Source organism: Brevibacterium pigmentatum, from assembly GCF_011617465.1.
Lineage (GTDB): Bacteria > Actinomycetota > Actinomycetes > Actinomycetales > Brevibacteriaceae > Brevibacterium > Brevibacterium pigmentatum.
Map to the genome: position 1 here is coordinate 2337739 of NZ_CP050153.1, position 17637 is coordinate 2355375.

Sequence of the window (17637 nt, forward strand, 5' to 3'; positions counted from 1 at the left end):
TGAACACCCCTCTCTCCTACCGATACCGTCGTGTCACCACTCCGCGAAGGAGCCGTCGGTGTGCCGCCAGATCGGGTTGCGCCACCGGTGCCCCTCGGCGGATCGTTCGATGACGTACTCTTCGTTGACCTCGATGCCGAGACCTGGTCCAGAGGGGATGTCGATCATGCCCTCGTCGTAGTTGAACACCGATGGGTCGGTGACGTAGTCGAGCAGGTCGTTGCTCGTGTTGTAGTGGATTCCCAGGCTCTGTTCTTGAATGAAGGCGTTGTAGCTGCCGGCATCGACCTGCAGGCAGGAGGCGAGTGCGATCGGCCCCAGCGGGCAGTGCAGTGCGAGTGCCACATCGTAGGCTTCGGCCATCATCGAAATCTTCCGCGTCTCTGTGATGCCACCGGCGTGGGAGACATCCGGCTGGATGATGTCGACGGCACCGGAGGCGATCACCTCACGGAAGTCCCACCGAGAGAAGAGCCTCTCCCCCAGCGCGATCGGCGTTGGTGTGTTCGCCATGACGTCGCGGAGTGAACCGAAGTGTTCGGAGAGCACCGGTTCTTCGATGAAGAGCAGCCGGTAGGGTTCGAGTTCCTTGATAAGGACCTTCGCCATCGGCTTGTGCACTCGACCGTGGAAGTCGACACCGATGCCGAAGTCCTCACCGGTGGCTTCCCGGATCGCCTGGACGTTCTCGATGACCTGGTCGACCTTGGTGTACGAGTCGATGAACTGCAGCTCCTCGGTCGCGTTCATCTTCACGGCGGTGAATCCGCGGTTCTTCGTCTCGAGTGCGGCTGCGGCGGTGTCGCCTGGACGGTCTCCGCCGATCCACGAATACGTGCGGATCCGATCCCGGACCTTCCCGCCGAGCAGCTGATGAACCGGCTCGCCAAGCGCCTTGCCCTTGATGTCCCACAGTGCCTGATCGATTCCGGAGATCGCACTCATGAGGATGGGGCCACCGCGGTAGAAGCCACCGCGGTACATGATCGTCCACAGGTCCTCGATGTTCGCCGGATCCTTGCCGATGAGCAGGTCGGAGAGCTCATCGACGGCGGCGGCCACAGTCGCGGTCTTACCCTCGATGATGGGTTCGCCCCATCCCACGATCCCTTCATCGGTTTCGATTTTGAGGAACAGCCACCGAGGCGGCACTGTGTACGTCGTCATCGACGTGATCTTCATTGGTCTGGCCTTTCGTTCGGATGTTGTCGTTGATGGAGCGGTGTTCAGTTGGTGTGCACCCACGCCGAGGCGATCGCCTGGGCCCGGGTGCGGACGTCGTCGGGGCGGTCGCCTCGGCGATAGAGCGAGGACCCCAGGCCCAGGCCCGCGGCTCCGGCGCCCCGCCATTCGGCGGCGTTGTCGACTCCTACTCCCCCGACGGGAAAGAGTTCGGTGCCGGTAGGCAACACCTCGCTCCAGGCTTTCATTCCGCCGATACCCACCGCCGAAGATGGGAAGAGCTTGACGTTGGTGGCGCCGGCTTTGACTGCGGCGAACGCTTCGGTCGGGGTCGCCGCACCTGGGTATGGGGTGAGCCCAAGCTCGAGTGCGGTCGTGATGACGTCGCAGTCGGTGTCGGGAGCGACGATGATGCGGGCGCCTGCCTGTTGGCACTTGTGGACCTGGTCGGCGGTGAGCACCGTGCCGGCCCCGACCTCCAGTGTGTCTCCGAACTTCTCGACCAACGCCGTAATCGAGGCAAGTGGGTCGGGCGAGTTGAGTGGCACCTCGATGGCGGAGAAACCTGCGTCGACGATGCCTTCGGCGATGTCGAGGACTTCGTCGGAACGGACGCCGCGGAGGATGGCGATGAGGCCGGCGGGAACTGAGTCAGGCATGGGAGTTCTCCTTAATCGGCACGAGGCCGGAGTGTTCAGCGATGCGGAAGAGTCCGGTGGCGGCCGCGCGTGGATCCGCGCTGATCGTCTCTCGGCCCGCTCGGTGCAGTGCGCGGGTGTAGCGCTTTGTCAGATCTGTGGTCCCGCAGACGACGACGGGGGCGCTCGACTCAGCGACCACGGTGAGCTGGTGAGCCACCTCGGCGCCGATGAGCATTCCCGAGAGGTAGTCGTTGATCTCTTCGGCGCGCAGGCGTCCGTTCAGGGCCCAGGTTCGGGCCGAGAAGATTGAGGACGTCAATGCGGCGGGGTTGTCGCCTCCGACGTTCAGTCCCCAATCGAAGGCCTTGGAGTGGAAGCCCGCGGTGGGTTCAGCGAGGCGGCTGAGGATTGATGACGTGCTGAGCAGGCCGAAGAGCTCTCCGCTCATCGAGGTGGTGAAGTCGGTGACTCGTTGTCGGTGGCAGCTCACCCATTTGGTATGGGTACCAGGGAGGATCACCGTGCTGGGTTCGTCCTCTTCTTCGCCGAGGAGGCCGAGCAGTTGGGTCTCTTCCCCGCGGATGACGTCGGGAGCGGTCGCCTCGGTCGGGGTTTTCTGCAGGCCGGGAACGATGTGGAGGTCACCCGTCGTCAGGTTGACCGTCGTCAGTTCCCCGCCCATGTCGCTGAGGTCGGTGGGCAATTCGAGGTAGCCCGCCTCGGCGACACCCTGTGTTGAGCCGATCATTCCGCAGGCGAACATCGGCAGGGGGCCGTAGCTGGTGAGCCAATCACCGGCCGCGGTTTCAGCGATTCGGGAGAAGTCGCCTCGGAGGTCCGCGGTGTCGGAGCTGACGGCCATGATGCCGTCGGAACCATTGCGTTCTGCGAGGACCTGTCCGTCGCTGCCGATGAGGAAAGCTCTCAGCGAGCTCGTTCCCCAGTCGAGGCCGATCATCTGTGGGGCCTCGGGTGGTGCCAGATTTGCCATAAGAGCCACTATGGGCACGTGTTCCACTATGCGCCACCGGTGTCCCTATATGTGGGATGGGTGACATACTGGGGTGATGATCGAGGATTCTGGAACTGTTATCGGCGAAGCCATCCCGCAGGGCACTCAGACCCTGGCCAGAGGGCTGCAGATCGTCAGCGCCGTGGCTCATGGCTCGACGACGCTGAAGTCGATCGTTGATTCGACGGGTATCGGTCGGTCAAGTGCACACAGGATGATCCAGCTGTTGGTGCAGATGGGGTATCTGCGGCATGGGTCGCCAGGAGAGTTTCGGCTCGGGCCGACGCTGATCGAGTATGGTTTCACCGCACTCAATCAGGATCCGCTGCCGGTCGTAGCCAGGGAAAGCCTAGAGGCGTTGGCTGAACGGACTCAGGACACGATCCATCTCTCGGTCGAGGATGGTGAGTCGGTGCTCTATCTCCACAAAATTCCGGGCACACGTGGAGCGGAGATGCGATCACGTATTGGCCACCGGATGCCGATGACTCGCACTGGTGTCGGCAAGGCGCTGTTGCTTGGGCAGTATGACCGGTGGGAGCGTTTGTTCGTTGCAGAGAACCTTGGTGCGGACTCCGCTGCGGTGGATGCATTCGTCAAGCGGATGCAGGGCTACACCCGAGACGGAGCCTCACTCGATCTCGAGGAGAATGAGCCGGGGATCCGGTGTGTGGCTGCTCCGGTTCGGGACGGCAGCGGAGACATCGTCGCCGGAATTTCACTGTCGGCGACGCGTCCCTTCATGCCGAAGGATCGGATGCAGGCGTTGGTGCCGGTGATGAAGGCTGCGGCGAAAGAGATCTCGGTGAAGTTGGGGTATGGCGCCGATCGCGACCGGCTAGGCGGTCGCAACTAATGCGGGCCCCGCAATTCTTGTAGGTCGGTCGATGACGACGCTGAACGCTGGTCGATGACCGCCACGATGCCCGCGGTACCTCCGGGTTGCTCTTCTTTGGAATCACCATCTTGAACCGCCGAGCCCGCAGATACTCACGGGGCGCTCTGACCCCATCAGCGCGGTCGGCCAGCACAGATTCCAAAATCAGTGAAGAACAACCCCGGGGCCAAGCGGAATGCCCAGCAAATACCACACGCAGAAGAAGAGACCCCAGCCAATGAGGATCGCGAGCGAAAGCGGAACCGTGAAGGCCATGAGTGTGCCGATCCCCGCGTCCTTACGATATCGCTGAACGAATCCGAGCGCGAGGACGAAATAGGCGCTCATCGGTGTCACGGCATTCGTCACTGAGTCTCCGATCATGAACGACACCATAGCGGCCTCAGGGCGAACACCGTAGTACATCATCATCGGTACGAGGATGGGCGCAAAAATCGCCCACATCGCCGAACCACTCGTCACGATCATATTGACAAACGCCACTCCGACGATGATGACAATGAGCACGACCAGGTGTGGGGCCTCGAGCCTCTGGAGCAGATCTGCGCCGTTGACTGTAAGTACCGAGCCGATTCCTGTCCAGCTGAAGTATGCAAGAAATTGGGCCACGGCGAAGAAGAGGACAATGACGGGCGCTAGATTGATCACACCCGCGATCATCGCGTCAGGAACAGCTCTGAGAGTGGTGAATGCTTTGGTGCTGTATCCGTAGACGATCCCCGCCAGAGTGAAGAAGAGAGAGATGAAGATCGCGATGTTATCGAGGACCATCGATTCGACCAGCGGCTGGCCGGATTCGATGAATGGTGAGTCCGGCAGCAGCAGGATGACGACCACTGCGCCGATGAAGACCACTCCGGCTGCCGTTGCCCGCAACAGGCCGTGAGTCTGGCTGTTGTCGAGAGAAATCGACTCGGTGCGCTCCTCCACGGGTCGACCGTGTCCGGTGGCTTCACTGGCGGTGGCTTCGCTGTCGGCATTTCCACCGTCGTTCGCGGCTTCTTCTGCCGGGGCCTTGAAGTCCTCTCGGCGTGCGAGCACGAGTTCCACGACCAGGGTGATGATCACGGCGAGAAGCAGCGACGAGGTGGCCGAGAAGAAATAGGTTGCTACCGGTGTGATCGAAGCGCTCGAGTCGACTGTCCGGGCCGCAGCCGACGCCAGCGAAGAGCGGATCGCATCGGAGGGAGTGACAAGTGGACTCGCATTGAAACCGGCGGATACAGATGCGTAAGCCACCATCACGCCGAGAACTGGGCTCCGTCCCGCAGCCTTGAAGGCCATCGCTCCCAACGGGATCATCACCAAGTAGGCCGCATCGCCCATGATGTGGGCGATCATTCCGCTGAAGGCGATCGCGAAAGTCACCCACCGTTTGGGCAACCTGATGATCGTCAGCCGGATGAGGGCTTCGAGCACGCCACTCTTCTCAGCGACGCTCACACCGAGTAGGACCACGAGCACGACCGCCAGGGGCGGGAAGGATGCGAAATTGTCCAGCGCCGATTCGATGGCGTACTTGAGACCATCGGTCGACAGCAGGTTTTTGACCTCGACGACCTCATTGGACTCGGGCAGCGTCACTGAGACACCGGCCGCCGAGAGCACCCAGCTGACGATGCCGAGCAGCAGAGCCATGATCCAGAACAGCCAGAACGGGTGCGGAAGCAGATTTCCGATCCGCTCGATGAAGCCGATCGCTCGATACAGCAGTGGGAGTCGCTCCGGCGCAATGGGTTCGGCGGTGATTCGTGAAGTCATCGGTCTCCTTTGATCGACATGAAAGTGGTGTTATTGATCGCCGAGCTGCAGTGGCGGGCCCAGGTGGCCGACGGTCGCCGTGGCATATTTGAACCGGGTCGGGCGGAAATTCTCAAGCAAGTCCTGTTGGCTGTCGGCGACGAGCTCCTCGGCAGCCAGACGGCCGAGCAGCGGGCCAAGCGTGATCCCGCTGTGAGTGACGAGGCAGTAGGTACGAGATAGCCCCGCCGCGAATCCGGCGATCGTGAAACCGTCGGCAGGCAGGGACCGATAGCTCACGCGAAGGTCGATCAGGCTGGGCGTTGAATCGTTGGTCACCGCAGTGAATCTCTCTGCCATTTCCTTGGCAAATGGTCCTTCGTTAGTTGGTGGGGCGGCAGGGTCGACTTGCGGGTTGAGGTCGAGAGCCTGGACGACGATCGTTCCGTCCTCCCCCGGTCGCAGATTCAGCTCGGGCGTGTGCACGACTGCCTTCACCCGCGTCGAGTTCGTCTTCACATAGCCGAGGAGACCCGTCACCGCAGATCCCCGACCAATCTCATCGTTCATCGGAGTCTCGAATCCTGAGGCTTGAGCCAGCGCCTGCGTCCAGCGTCCTGTGGCGAGCACGACTCGATCTGCTGAGAGCACACGTCCGTCGCCGAGGTGGACCTCGACTTGAGCGCCACCTTCGTCCACCTCGGTGACTGTTCCTCTGACCAGCTTCGCGCCATGTTCGACAGCGTGTGCACGAAGGTTGTGCAGCAGCTGTTCGGTGACCACATATCCTTCTGATGGAAAATGCGCGATCAGTTCGATGTTCTCAGGAACTGAGATGTCTCCGGCGATCTCGCTTACGCGATCGGCTGAGAGCAGCTCTGATGGATATCCGAGCTCGCTGAGGCGAGCGATCTTTTCCTCCAGTTTCGGTGCCTGGCGCGCATCGGCCATCTGCAGTCCGCTCGATCGATGGTACGTGCGCGGCCCCGGCAGAGTGTCGGCGAGTCGGGAGTGCTCTTTCATTCCGGCGATATTGAGTTCGTGATAAGCGGGGTCGAGTTTTCCATTGGCGTTCGTCCAGGCGAAGCTCGTGCCGGAGGTGCCGGCACCCAGGTCTCGAGCATCGACGAGCGTGACGTCGGCACCTGACATGACCAGATTGTCGGCGGTGCTGAGCCCGAGCATCCCCGAGCCGATGACGATGATGTGCATATGAGGTCCTCTGTATTCGTTCGTTGTCAGTTGGCGGGCAGTTCGATGAAGAATTCGGAGGTCCCCGGTCGGACCAAGGTTGCTGTCGTCTCCAGCACTTGGTCGTCTGGTGCACGCAGCTCACGGCGACGCCTCAGAGCCGGTGTTCCCGACTCGCACGTGAGCAGTTGGGCTTCACGGTCACTGACTAGTGTCGGCTCCAGATAGACGCGAATAGTATCCACTTCGACTTCACGAGACTGCAGGTGGTCGAGGATGACGAGGTCTTCGAGCTTCTGGCGAAGGATCGTCGGGGCAGCGGAGAACAGGATGACGTGTGTCTCCAACGCATGCGGACGATCGAGAGCATCGAACTTCAGACGGACGATTTCGGTGACTGCGGTGTCGGCCTCAACTCCGGGAAGCGGCAGCACCGCGTCGGAAGCGACGGTCACCTGGGCCGAGAGCACCTCGTGCCGTCCGGGCCCTCCGTGACGGGCCACGGCCGGGTTGGTGAACGACAGCAGATTGATCTGCTTCCGCGAGGTCGCGACAAATGTCCCGCGTCCCTTCTGGCGTACGACGACCCCATCGGCGGCAAGCTCGTTGAGAGCTCGTTGCGCCGTCGGCCGACTCACCGAGTACCGCGTGCAGAGTTCATTCTCGCTGGGGAGTTTCGCTCCTTCAGGAAGTTCTCCTGAGCGGATCTGCCGTTGGAGGTCTCGCTGAATGCTCCGAAACAAATCGTCCATAGGTTGACAATACATCTATACACTTGTCCTAACAAGCTGAGATTCAAAAGAGACGGAACATCGTTACCCAATGTCTGGCAGCACCGTCTTTGCAACGACGAGAGCTTTAGCGCAGCCTCACGGCTGACCACCGATTTGGCCGCGTACGAGTTCGGAATGAGAACGAGTTCTGTCTGGCGAGCTCATAGTGCTGACCAGCGAATACTCGGATAGTGTGAATTGAATCGAACATCTCAAAGACGAGTGCGCCGATCAATTCCGAGATCCTTAGGAGACCACCGATGACGTTTGGATCCCCAGCTCAAACCCCTGCCACCGACAGAGCATCAGGCACCGGACCATTCGACACACTCATCCTCCGAGACGTCATGATCGTCGACGGCACTGGAGCCGCACCGTACGGTCCCGCAGACATCGTGGTAAACGGAGACCGGATCACCGGAATCTGGGAACCGAACGGTGCGAGCGGCCTCACCGAACGTCCCTCGATCGACGGCGCCGAAGTCATGAACCTCGACTGCGCCTACGTCATGCCAGGATTCATCGACTCCCACGCCCACATCGGCAAACCCGAGCAGGCACCGAGCGCCGACTACGTCTACAAGCTCTGGCTCGGCCACGGCGTGACCAGCATCCGCGAACTCGGCGCCTTCAACGGCCTCGATTGGACCCTGAACGAAGCCCGCCGCGCCGAAGCCAACGAGATCGCGGCCCCGCGCCTGCACGTCTACCCCGCCCTGCGCGCCGGAACCCTCACCGGGCCCACCCCGGTCACCGCCGACGCAGCAACGGCATGGGTCGGCGAGGTCGCCGACCGCGGTGCAAAAGGCGTGAAGTTCTTCGGCACCTCCCCCCACCGTGTTCGGAGCCGCCGTCGAAGCGGCACAGGCACGTGGTCTGCGAACCGCCTGCCACCACGACCAACGTCGGGCCGCGCAGGTCAACGCGCTGACCTCTGCTAGATGGGGACTGAACAGCATCGAACACTGGTACGGCATCCCCGAGGCGATGTTCCGCGACCGTACCCTCCAGCACGTGCCCACCGACTACAACCACAACAGCGAACCCCAGCGCTTCAGCCAAGGTGCACACCTGTGGCTGCAGACCGCCGAACGTGGCAGCGCCGCCTGGCAGGAGACGCTCGACGAACTCCTCGAACTCGGCACCGCACTGAGTCCGACCTTCAACATCTACATCGGGTCCCGCGATGCAGCCCGCGTGCGCACCTCTGAATGGCACTCCGAGTTCACTTCCCCCACCCTGTGGGAGTTTTTCCAACCTTCGGCCGACAAGCACGGCTCTTATATGGGCGACTGGACGAGCGAGGACGAGATCGCCTGGCGCCACGCCTACGTCAAATGGATGTCCTTCGTCAACGATTTTAAGAACCTCGGCGGCCTGGTCACGGCCGGCTCGGATTCGGGCTTCATCTACAAGGTCTTCGGCTTCGGACTCATCGAAGAACTCGAACTCCTCCTCGAAGCAGGCTTCCACCCCCTCGAAGTCGTCCGCGCCGCCACACTGAACAGCGCCGTGCTTCTCGGCATCGACGACGAACTCGGTTCCGTCGAACCCGGCAAGATCGCCGACCTGCTCATCGTCAAGGACAACCCGCTGAGTAACTTCAAGGTCCTCTACGGCCACGGCCACCTACGCGCCGAGGAATCCGGCCTCAACCGCGTCGGCGGTGTCGACTTCACCCTGCGCTCCGGCATCGTCTACGACGCCCGGGAACTGCGCAACGACGTGAAGGCCATGGTCGCCGAGGAGAAGTCCGCCCAGAACTGACCGCCATAGCTCGGCCCCGGCCGGACTCATGTCCGGCCGGGGTCGACGTCTTCAGAGGCGAGGTCCTCAGTGACCGGCAGCCGCCTGAGTCTGTCGCTTAGCTGCTGCCGCCCGGATGTAAGCACGCACATGCGCCTGCAGCACGGTGAGCGGAACGCTGCCCATCCCGAGGACCGTGTCGTGGAAGTCCCTGATCGAGAAGTCTTCGCCCAGCGTCTCCTCGGCTTCCTGACGCAGCTGCTGAATCGTCAGCTGCCCGAGGTAGTAGGCCGTGGCCTGACCCGGCCAAGAGATGTACCGATCGATCTCCGTGACGATCTCATGTTCGGCGATCGCTGTGTTCTCCCGCAGGAAGTCCTGCGCCTGCTCCCGGCTCCATCCAAGCGCATGCATGCCCGGATCAACGACGAGGCGCACGGCTCGCCACATCTGGAACGACAGCATTCCCATGCGTTCGAACGGTGTCTCATACATCCCCATCTCATCACCGAGCCGCTCGGTGTAGAGGCCCCAGCCCTCACCGAAGGCTGAGATATAGAGTCGCCGGAAGTCCTTCAGCTCGAGCTCCTCGGCCAGCGAGATCTGGAACGAATGGCCCGGCGCGGATTCGTGCAAGGTCAGTGACGGCAGCGAAAACAGCGGTCGGGCCGGCAGGTTGTACGTATTGAGCAGGTACCGGTCGGGAGCGCCGCGGCCGAACGTATCGAATTTCGCGATCTCCGCCGGTGTCTCCATGATCGCGAATCGCTGCTGTGGCAGCTGTCCGAAGTATTGGTGGACGACCCGGTCGAAGGCCTTGCACGTGTACGCGGCCTCGGCGAGCAGCTGACGCTTCGTCGTTGCATAGAAATGCGGGCTCGTGCGCATGAACTCGAACAGGCCCGGCAGGTCACCGGGATAGCCGAGCTCGGCAGCGACGTCGTCCATCTCCTCCCGGATCTTCTTCACTTCGACTTGTCCGATGTCGAAGATCTGCTGCGGGCTGAGCTCCGTCGTCGAATACTCCCTGATCTGCGACCGATAGAACTCGAGGCCGCCCGGCTGGTCCACCGCGGCGATCGACTCCGGCAGGTTCGGCAGATACTCCGTGGTCAGGAAATCGAGCAGCTTCCGGTAGGCGGAAACGACTTCGGTCGAAAGGACATGCGCGGCCGCCTCGTGGAGCTCGGTGCGAACCTGCCCGGGTACGACCGGCGGGATCCGTCGAAACGGTCCGAAGAACGAGAGCTCGGTGACGTCCTCGGCTTCGGCGATGACCCGCACCGGTTCCTCCCGCCCACTCATACACACGCGTGCCGGACCGAAACCGCGCGCCACCCCGGCCCGCATATTCTCGATCTGTTGGTCGAAGTACCGAGGGATGTCGGCGAGCATGCGCAGATACGCTCTTGCCGACTCTGCATCCTCGAGCACCAGGCGATAGGCGTCGAAGGCCATCGAACGCCAGAACGCGGAATCCGCCGTCGCCGGACGCTCCCACATGCGGTTGCGCTGCGCCTCGACGAGAGTGGTCAGCTGCTGGTGGTAGACGTCGAAGTCGACTTTCTCGTCAGCACTGAGGTCAGCGGTTCTGAGCGCGTCGAGTTCGCCGAGGGTCTTCTCCCACATCTGCCGGCGACGCAGCTGCGCCTTCTCCGAAACATCGGGCAGGAAGTCGACGACGGACGCTCGGTGCGACAGCGTCCCGAATTCGGCCTCCCTCCACGTCCATTCGGCGTCGATGATCTCGGCAAGCAGTCGGCTCGTCGCTGAGACCTCGGCACGGCCGTCGTGACGATCATGTTGTCTGGACACTTGAGCACTCCTGTTCTCGATGGGGATCGGTTCGGTATCGTACGGCCCGACGACGGGCCGCACAGCTGACTCAGAGGGGATTGTTCGACGCAGGCTTGTCCCCGGCTCCGGATGCCCACGCGATGAAGTCGTCGATGTCGCGCAGCTGATCGACCCGGACCTGCTGGTCGACGTACATCATGTGCCCGGCCGGATAGTAGCGGCGGACGATCTGGTCATGGGACTCATCGGAGATCCGCAGGTGCGCCAGAACGTGCTCCGAGGCGGCGAACGGTGTCGCCGAATCGTGATATCCGAAGCCTACGTAAACCTTGAGATGCGGGTTCATCCGCATCGCGAAGGCGAGGTCCTCGGCGGTGTTGACCGTGGAGTTCTCGAACTCCTTGTACGACCAGGGGTGAACCCGGGCAGTGAGCACCTCGTAGGTGAGATCCGATTCGTAGCCGAGCTCGGCTCGCAGCAGATGATTGATCCCCACGGTGTACGGGTATTGGATCGCCGGATACGAGGGGTCGTCGCCGAGTACTTCGGAGGCGACCTTGCCCGGGTGCGCCGTGAACCGGGAGTCCAAACGACCGATCCGCAGCCGCTGGTCGCGCAGCAGCTCGGTGAAGAAAGTGAACTCATCGATGCGCAGGTCGGCCAGCGCCACGAACTCCTCATCGACGCCGATGAGCTCGGCCAGTCGCGTACCGACCCGAGCGCGCTCGGACTCGGCGAGCCGGTGTCCGCGCTCAAGCGCCCGGCTGAAGTCCCCATAGGCGAAGTCCGTTGCCTCGGCGACGACGTCCTCTAGCTCGCGTCCGGGGTGTTTGCCGTGGTAGTGCGCGATGGCGGCGAAGGTCGGCAGGTAGTGGATGTAGGGTGCCTCGTTGCCCTCCGTGAAGTCGATCGTGGCGAAGTCGAGGACGGCCGAGATGAGCAGGATTCCGTTGAACGCGATGCCGTGCCGTTTGGCCAGGTGTCCTGCAAGGGCCGCGGCCCGAGTGGTTCCGTAAGACTCCCCGGCGAGGAACTTCGGCGAGATCCATCGGTTGTTCCGAGTCAGCCACAGCCTGATCGCCTCGCCGACGACGTCTCGGTCACCGGTGAACCCGTGGAAGTCCTCGGGCTTCTCCCCCTCCGCGGTGCGGGAGTATCCCGTGGTCACCGGGTCGATGAAGACGAGATCGGCATGAGCCAGCGTGGTTTCAATGTTGTCGACGAGGCCGTAGGGCGGCGGGGTGCTGCGTCTGGGCGGCCAGATCGAAAAGATCAGCGAAGAGCTCGAGTGGACCTACAACACCGGTGACTGGATGGCCCCATGGACAATCAAGGGCGAACGAGTCAACCTCACCTTCATCCCCGAATACCACCGGCGCTCCGAATTCGACAAGAAGATCGTCAGCAGTCGCGAGGAACAGGTATTCGGCCATTTCTCCGGCGCAGTCTGGTCCCTAGCGGGGCGGGAGTATCGTGTGGAGAACATCTTCGGATGGGCGGAAGAAGTCCACCGACGGTGGTGATGGTCGGCCCCCTACGCTGTGGTCTGCACCCCGAGGAACTCTCGGATGGCCGGCATCTCTCGCCTCGCCTGCGACAGCCCCATCCGGTGGGCCGCAGCCAGGCGAGAGAGGTCGCGGGTGCTGTTGTCGACGGGCATGCGGTCGGGAGCAAAGACATGAGCTTTCCCCTCCGCTTCCAGCTCGAAGATACGTTCGCGGGTTTCGTTGTACCGCTTCCAGCGAGTCAACAAGGCGTCGGCCAAAGCCGGATACCTGCGGAATATTCCACGGTAGACTGCCGGGAATCTTTGGGACTCTTTCCGATACCCGCGCTCTTGCGTCAGGACGATGACGAATTTCTCGAAGCCCTCGCGCTGAGCCTGACTCAACGCGATTCCGCCGTCCTCCCCCATCGCACCGTCGACGTACACGTGCCCATCAAGGTGCACAGGCGGCATGACAATCGGCATCGTCGATGACGCCTGGACACGGATCATCAGATCGTCGATATTCGGAGTGTCCTTCTTCGACCACACCGCCTCGTCGCCGGTCTCGGCGTCGAACGCAATGATGCGCATGTCGCCGGCGCTTGCCTCGTAGGTGTCCCAGTCGAACGGCAACGCCTCGTCGGGTGCACCAGCACGTTGGTAGATGTACTCGCCATGGAACATACCTTTCCCACGAGCGAAGTACCGCCATCCGCCGAACTCTTCTTCCTTGGCGAATTCGACGAACGATCGACGCACTCTCCACCTATCTCCGGACAGATAGTTCACTGCAGTGGAAGCTCCCGCACTGATGCCAGCGACCCAGTCGAATGACAGGCCTTCGTTGAGCAAGGTGACAGCCATGGCACTGGTGAGTGAGGCCCGCATCCCACCGCCTTCGAAGATGAGTGCGGTATCGCTGATTCGCGTCGTCTCCACTGGCTCCGTCACTTGGTCTACCCGAGCCCTTCCCACGTCATCCTCTGCCTGAGCGCTGGTGCAAGAACCAACGCTGCAATCACACTACCAGCAAGTAACATCCAGGCGCCGAAGTAGGTGAAGAGTTTGAGCTCTGGTGCCAATGCCGGCCCGAAATCTGCAGCCATAAGGATCACTCCGCCGAGGATGAGTGCAGTCGACACGATCACCTGGATGAACTGTTCGACGGTGGAGACAAGGAGGTTCTTGATCGTCGCGATATTCAGTCCGCTCGTACCGACGTCGAGCGTGCCGTCCTGCAAGTGACCGGCAATTCGCGAGATCTGCCCAGGCAACTCAGCGATCTGTGGTGCCGTCGCTGCCGCGTAGAGCGCCATCTCGTGTCGGTCGACTCCCAGTCCCCCGACCTCACGCAGCAGCATCTTCCCGTTCTGCGTGACCAGCGCCAGCAGGTTGAGCTCCGGCACCAAACGAGTGATCGATCCTTCGAGGGTGCTGATAGCACGGAAAGCTGTCGCCACTGAGGCCGGCATCGGGAAACCGAAGTCGACAACGAAGTCGATGAGCTCACCGAACAGTGCCGCCGACGTCGAGCCCGGCGCACCGTCGCCGTATTTGAGCATGATTTGCCCGATCTCACGCTGCAGCTCTCGCAAATTCACCTCACTCGGAGTGCCAAGCAGCTCAAGAATCGCAGCTGTCGCTGCTTGCGAGTTCTGAGAGTCGAAGGCCATCAGCAGCAGGGCGATCGCTCTGCGGTCGCGTTTGTCGATGCGCCCAACGGCGCCGAAGTCGACGAGGCCGGCGCGGCCTGCGCTCGAGACGACGATGTTTCCGGGGTGGAGGTCGGCGTGGAAGATTCCCTTCCCTAGCACTTGGCGCACGACCATGAGGAAGAGGTCCTGGGCGATCTCTCTGCGCGCGATCTCGGAGAGGTCGTCGACCACCTCGGCGCCGTGGGACAGAGGGGAGCCCTCAACGAGATCCATGACGATGACGAACTCGCCGGAGAGCTCCTTATACACGTGCGGGATATGGACAACAGAATCGGTCTGCGTCGTCGACCGGCCGGTCTCGTCGGCGAGGCGGAGGGCTTCGATGTGGGCGAGCTCGCCGCGGTAGTCGAGCTCGCCCTGCAGAGAATCGACGAAGCTGCGGGCGAGCTTCGCGATGCCGATCTTCTTCGCCCAGTCGGTGGTGCGATCGAGACGGTCGGCCAGGGTGAGGACGATATCGCAGTCGGCTCGGACCTGTTTGCGGATCTTCGGCCGTTGCACCTTGACCGCGACCACGCGACCTTCCCAGGTCACGGCGCGGTGGACCTGACCGACGGAGGCACCGGCGAAGGGTTTCTCATCGAACTCGGCGAACACCTCGGCGACGGGGCGGCCCCATCGGGCTTCAAGCTGGTCCTTCACTTCGGCGAAGGGAACGGGCTTGACCCCGGCTTGGAGGGTTGAGAACTCCTCGACGAATTCGTGCGGGATCATGTCACCGCGCGTGGCGATGAACTGGCCGAGTTTGATGAACGTGACCCCCGAGGCGGCCAGGGCGTCACGGGTAGTGGCTGCGATCTCTCGGAGAGAAACGCGCAGGGTGGGAATTCGCGGTCGGAGGTAGCGGGAGAGGCCGAATTTGATGAGGATCGACTGGATCTGGGCCAGGCGGTTGACGCGGCGGTACCAGGTGGGGATCTTCGGTGCGTTGCGGATCAGTGAGCTCAGGGTGCCCGAGGGCATGATGAGTTCGATCGCCAGCAGGACGAACATCTGGATGACGATGAACCAGGCGAAGAGCAGCAGGAAGACCATGATGGCGGGGAAGCTCATCGACAGGTTCGGGTATTGGTCGGATTCGGAGATGCCGAGGAGTTTGTAGGCCTGGAGGGTGATGGGCCAGATGGAGAGGCCCATGATGAGGGAGACGATGGTGTTGCGGGCGGCTCCGGTGCCGGTGAGCATCATCCGCCGAACGAGGAATCCGACGATGAGCGCGCTGAGGACGCCCAGTCCGCTGGTGTAGAGGATCGTCACCCGTCAGCCCTTCCGTCGACTTTGTCCTACGCGATCACCAGCCTAGTTGATTAGGGAGTAGGTTCGATTGAGAGTTTGCGGTGGATCGGAATAGCTCTCTTCCGATCACGCACCGACAGCGATATCATTGTAGTGATATCAAAGGAGGGGCCGTGGAACAGATTCTCATTCGCAATCTGCCCGAGGGCACCAAAGCCATATTGCGCAGACGAGCAGCTGCTCATAACTCAAGCATCGAGGCAGAAGCCAGGGAAGCTCTTGCCGTAGGCATTGCGGCCGAGGAGCCGACTTTTGTCGGCCTCATCTCGATGAGCACCGATACTCAGGTCGAGTTCGAGCCTAAGCGCCTTGGCCTGAAGGCACGTAGCGCAGAGCTATGAACTTCCTTCTTGACACGAACGTCGTTTCAGCTCTGCGAGTACGAGGACGAAATCCGGAGGTCGAAGCCTGGTCGAGTTCGGTGCCCGCTCAAGCCCAGTTTGTATCAGCCTTGAGTATTTCCGAGATCGAGCGTGGTGTAGCGGCGAAGGAACGCACGGACTCACAGCAAGGCAAGATTTTGCGAATGTGGTTCGAGGACATGTTGCTCCCCGGTTTTGCGGGACGCGTTCTCCCCTTCGACCTGACCGCCGCCCGTGCGCTGGGCTCGTTCCGCGTACCTGATCGTGCACCGCTCGACGACGCCCTCATTGCTTCGATCGCGGTTGCTCACCACATGACTGTCGCTACCCGCAACACTAAGCATTTCGAAGCGCTGGACGGAGTGCAATTAGTAAATCCGTGGTCGGGCTATTCCAGCTGATCCCAGCCTTGTTCGCACAACACAAAAGCCCTGTTGAACGGTGGACTATTCGCCATCCGTTCAACAGGGCCTTTTTAAGTTCGGGCCTAGCCCGCTACGGTACTACTCCGGCCGGTGCTCGGCCATGACCTTTTCGAAGAGCTCGTCGCCGAGCTTGTCGTAGTTAGCGTCCTCCGGGTACCACTCGTCGAGTGAGGCGAAGTCGCCCTTGTCATCGTAGGCGAGGTCGGACACGGACTTCGCCCACTCGGTTCCAGCATCGCCCAGAGTCTTGGGTGCATCCGGAACCGAAGCCTTCTCAGCGGTCTTGTCCGACAGTTCCTTCGCGTACTTCGCCATCTGCTTCTGCACGTCATCGTCGAAGGGCTTGACCGAACCGTCGTTGTCCTTCGCCTGCTCGACGGCCTGTGCCTTCGCTCCGATGACGACCTCCATCATCGTGGCGAACGTCGTCGACATCGAGTCGAAGATAACCTGCTGGTAGGCCACGGGCAGTTCCGAGTACTTCTTGCCGGCCGTGATCGCGCCAGCCGACCGGGCAATCCCCGCGTCCGAGGCGACACCGATGTTCGGAGCCACCTCGAAGGTGCCGGCCTCGACGTTCGGTGCCAGCTGTCCGAGATCGCAGTCAACGGTTCCGCGCTGCAGTGCCTCATAGGTCTCCGGGAACGACAGCGACACCGGGGTTGCACCCAGATCGGTCACTTGCTTGCCCGCCGCGGCTGAACCGACGCGCACCTGCTTGCCTTTCCAATCATCAAGCGAGGTCATCGGCTTCGAGCACATCGTCGAGTACCCGCCCGCGGCGAGCATCGGAATGAGCGGAACGAGGTTCTTCTTCTCGAACTCCTCAAGCACCTCGGGCGTCTCCCATGCTGCCTGCACACCGGCCGCGTTCGCCGCCAGATCACTGGCCACCGGCGAGGACGGCAACGTCGACATGGCCGTGCCGATCGCGTCGAAGGCCGGGTACTCGGCCGGGGTGTACGACGGCAGAGTGAAAGCAAGGTCGACGCGGCCATCGGCCAGTGCGTCATCGACGTCGGCGTAGCTGGCGATCGCCTGACCCCACACGATGTCGGCGGTGATCTTTCCACCCGAGCGCTTCTCGATGGCCTTCTTCACGTCGAGTCCATTCGGCGCGAGGATCGATTTCTCCGACATCGCCGACGGCTGGAACTTGATCGTCACCGGATCAAGGTCGGCCAGAGCCTCATCGATCTCGTCCTGCGAGGCGTCATAAGCGAAGCCCTCCCCCGCGGAGTCACCCGAACCGGAGCCGTCGCCGCCGACGGATCCGGCGCATCCGGCCAACAGTGCCAGCGATGCGACCGCCGCGATGGCCTTGGCGGGGCGTGCTGCCGTGCGGATGCGCTTCATGGGACTCCTTTGAA

Annotated in this window: 17 protein-coding genes; 6 read left to right on the plus strand and 11 right to left on the minus strand. The window is 62.1% G+C overall.

Annotated features, from left to right (window positions below; all coding sequences use genetic code 11):
* Positions 1 to 33 precede the first annotated feature (33 nt).
* From dgoD to GUY30_RS10530, 3 genes are read right to left on the minus strand one after another with little or no spacing between them, the layout of a single operon-like run.
* The gene (gene dgoD / locus GUY30_RS10520) at positions 34 to 1245 is read right to left on the minus strand and encodes a galactonate dehydratase (RefSeq protein WP_228281250.1); all 1212 of its coding nucleotides are present in this window, start codon (positions 1243 to 1245) and stop codon (positions 34 to 36) included.
* Positions 1227 to 1841: a 2-dehydro-3-deoxy-6-phosphogalactonate aldolase gene (locus GUY30_RS10525; protein ID WP_167197127.1), complete on the minus strand. Its 615-nt coding sequence runs from the start codon at positions 1839 to 1841 to the stop codon at positions 1227 to 1229. Before GUY30_RS10525 ends, dgoD begins: the two co-directional genes overlap by 19 nt.
* Positions 1834 to 2814: a 2-dehydro-3-deoxygalactonokinase gene (locus GUY30_RS10530; RefSeq protein ID WP_167197129.1), complete on the minus strand. Its 981-nt coding sequence runs from the start codon at positions 2812 to 2814 to the stop codon at positions 1834 to 1836. Before GUY30_RS10530 ends, GUY30_RS10525 begins: the two co-directional genes overlap by 8 nt.
* 76 nt (positions 2815 to 2890) lie before the next feature.
* Between GUY30_RS10530 and GUY30_RS10535 the strand changes: the two genes are divergently transcribed.
* Positions 2891 to 3691, plus strand: coding sequence for an IclR family transcriptional regulator (locus GUY30_RS10535; RefSeq protein WP_167197132.1), 801 nt, complete (start codon positions 2891 to 2893; stop codon positions 3689 to 3691).
* A gap of 186 nt (positions 3692 to 3877) precedes the next feature.
* On the opposite strand, the gene GUY30_RS10540 is transcribed toward GUY30_RS10535, so the two are convergent.
* From GUY30_RS10540 to GUY30_RS10550, 3 genes are read right to left on the minus strand one after another with little or no spacing between them, the layout of a single operon-like run.
* Positions 3878 to 5494 (minus strand): AbgT family transporter, encoded by a 1617-nt coding sequence (locus GUY30_RS10540; protein ID WP_167197135.1) that lies wholly within the window; start codon positions 5492 to 5494, stop codon positions 3878 to 3880.
* A 30-nt stretch (positions 5495 to 5524) separates the two neighbouring features.
* Entirely contained in the window at positions 5525 to 6685 is a 1161-nt protein-coding gene (locus GUY30_RS10545; RefSeq protein ID WP_167197139.1) for an NAD(P)/FAD-dependent oxidoreductase, read from the minus strand.
* A gap of 26 nt (positions 6686 to 6711) precedes the next feature.
* Positions 6712 to 7431, minus strand: coding sequence for a GntR family transcriptional regulator (locus GUY30_RS10550; protein ID WP_323127745.1), 720 nt, complete (start codon positions 7429 to 7431; stop codon positions 6712 to 6714).
* Between the two features lie 266 nt (positions 7432 to 7697).
* Between GUY30_RS10550 and GUY30_RS17775 the strand changes: the two genes are divergently transcribed.
* On the plus strand, positions 7698 to 8378 hold the full coding sequence (locus GUY30_RS17775; protein ID WP_208091402.1) for an amidohydrolase family protein: 681 nt from the start codon (positions 7698 to 7700) through the stop codon (positions 8376 to 8378).
* Positions 8275 to 9204, plus strand: coding sequence for an amidohydrolase family protein (locus GUY30_RS17780; RefSeq protein ID WP_208091403.1), 930 nt, complete (start codon positions 8275 to 8277; stop codon positions 9202 to 9204). The genes GUY30_RS17775 and GUY30_RS17780 overlap by 104 nt, the downstream gene beginning before the upstream one ends.
* A 66-nt stretch (positions 9205 to 9270) precedes the next feature.
* Here GUY30_RS17780 and GUY30_RS10560 read toward each other — a convergent pair whose 3' ends face one another.
* A complete protein-coding gene (locus GUY30_RS10560; RefSeq protein ID WP_208091404.1) occupies positions 9271 to 10998 on the minus strand; it encodes a DUF885 domain-containing protein in 1728 nt (575 codons plus the stop codon).
* A 70-nt stretch (positions 10999 to 11068) separates the two neighbouring features.
* Complete coding sequence (locus GUY30_RS10565; protein ID WP_167197144.1) at positions 11069 to 12148, minus strand: S10 family peptidase; 1080 nt, start codon at positions 12146 to 12148, stop codon at positions 11069 to 11071.
* A 73-nt stretch (positions 12149 to 12221) separates the two neighbouring features.
* On the opposite strand from GUY30_RS10565, the gene GUY30_RS10570 reads away from it, so the two are divergent.
* Entirely contained in the window at positions 12222 to 12503 is a 282-nt protein-coding gene (locus GUY30_RS10570; RefSeq protein WP_167197147.1) for a DUF2804 family protein, read from the plus strand.
* Between the two features lie 11 nt (positions 12504 to 12514).
* Here GUY30_RS10570 and GUY30_RS10575 read toward each other — a convergent pair whose 3' ends face one another.
* The gene (locus GUY30_RS10575; protein ID WP_266096024.1) at positions 12515 to 13408 is read right to left on the minus strand and encodes a patatin-like phospholipase family protein; all 894 of its coding nucleotides are present in this window, start codon (positions 13406 to 13408) and stop codon (positions 12515 to 12517) included.
* Positions 13409 to 13425: 17 nt separating this feature from the next.
* A complete protein-coding gene (locus GUY30_RS10580; protein ID WP_167197153.1) occupies positions 13426 to 15441 on the minus strand; it encodes an ABC1 kinase family protein in 2016 nt (671 codons plus the stop codon).
* 152 nt (positions 15442 to 15593) lie between these two features.
* On the opposite strand from GUY30_RS10580, the gene GUY30_RS10585 reads away from it, so the two are divergent.
* Together GUY30_RS10585 and GUY30_RS10590 are read left to right on the plus strand one after the other, a co-directional pair.
* On the plus strand, positions 15594 to 15821 hold the full coding sequence (locus GUY30_RS10585; RefSeq protein WP_167197156.1) for a FitA-like ribbon-helix-helix domain-containing protein: 228 nt from the start codon (positions 15594 to 15596) through the stop codon (positions 15819 to 15821).
* Positions 15818 to 16243 carry a type II toxin-antitoxin system VapC family toxin gene (locus GUY30_RS10590; RefSeq protein ID WP_167197159.1) on the plus strand — a complete coding sequence of 142 codons (426 nt, stop codon included), beginning with the start codon at positions 15818 to 15820 and terminating at the stop codon, positions 16241 to 16243. Before GUY30_RS10585 ends, GUY30_RS10590 begins: the two co-directional genes overlap by 4 nt.
* Positions 16244 to 16345: 102 nt before the next feature.
* Here the strand turns inward: GUY30_RS10590 and dctP are convergent, their stop codons facing one another.
* Positions 16346 to 17623, minus strand: coding sequence for a TRAP transporter substrate-binding protein DctP (gene dctP, locus GUY30_RS10595; protein WP_167197162.1), 1278 nt, complete (start codon positions 17621 to 17623; stop codon positions 16346 to 16348).
* Positions 17624 to 17637 lie beyond the last annotated feature (14 nt).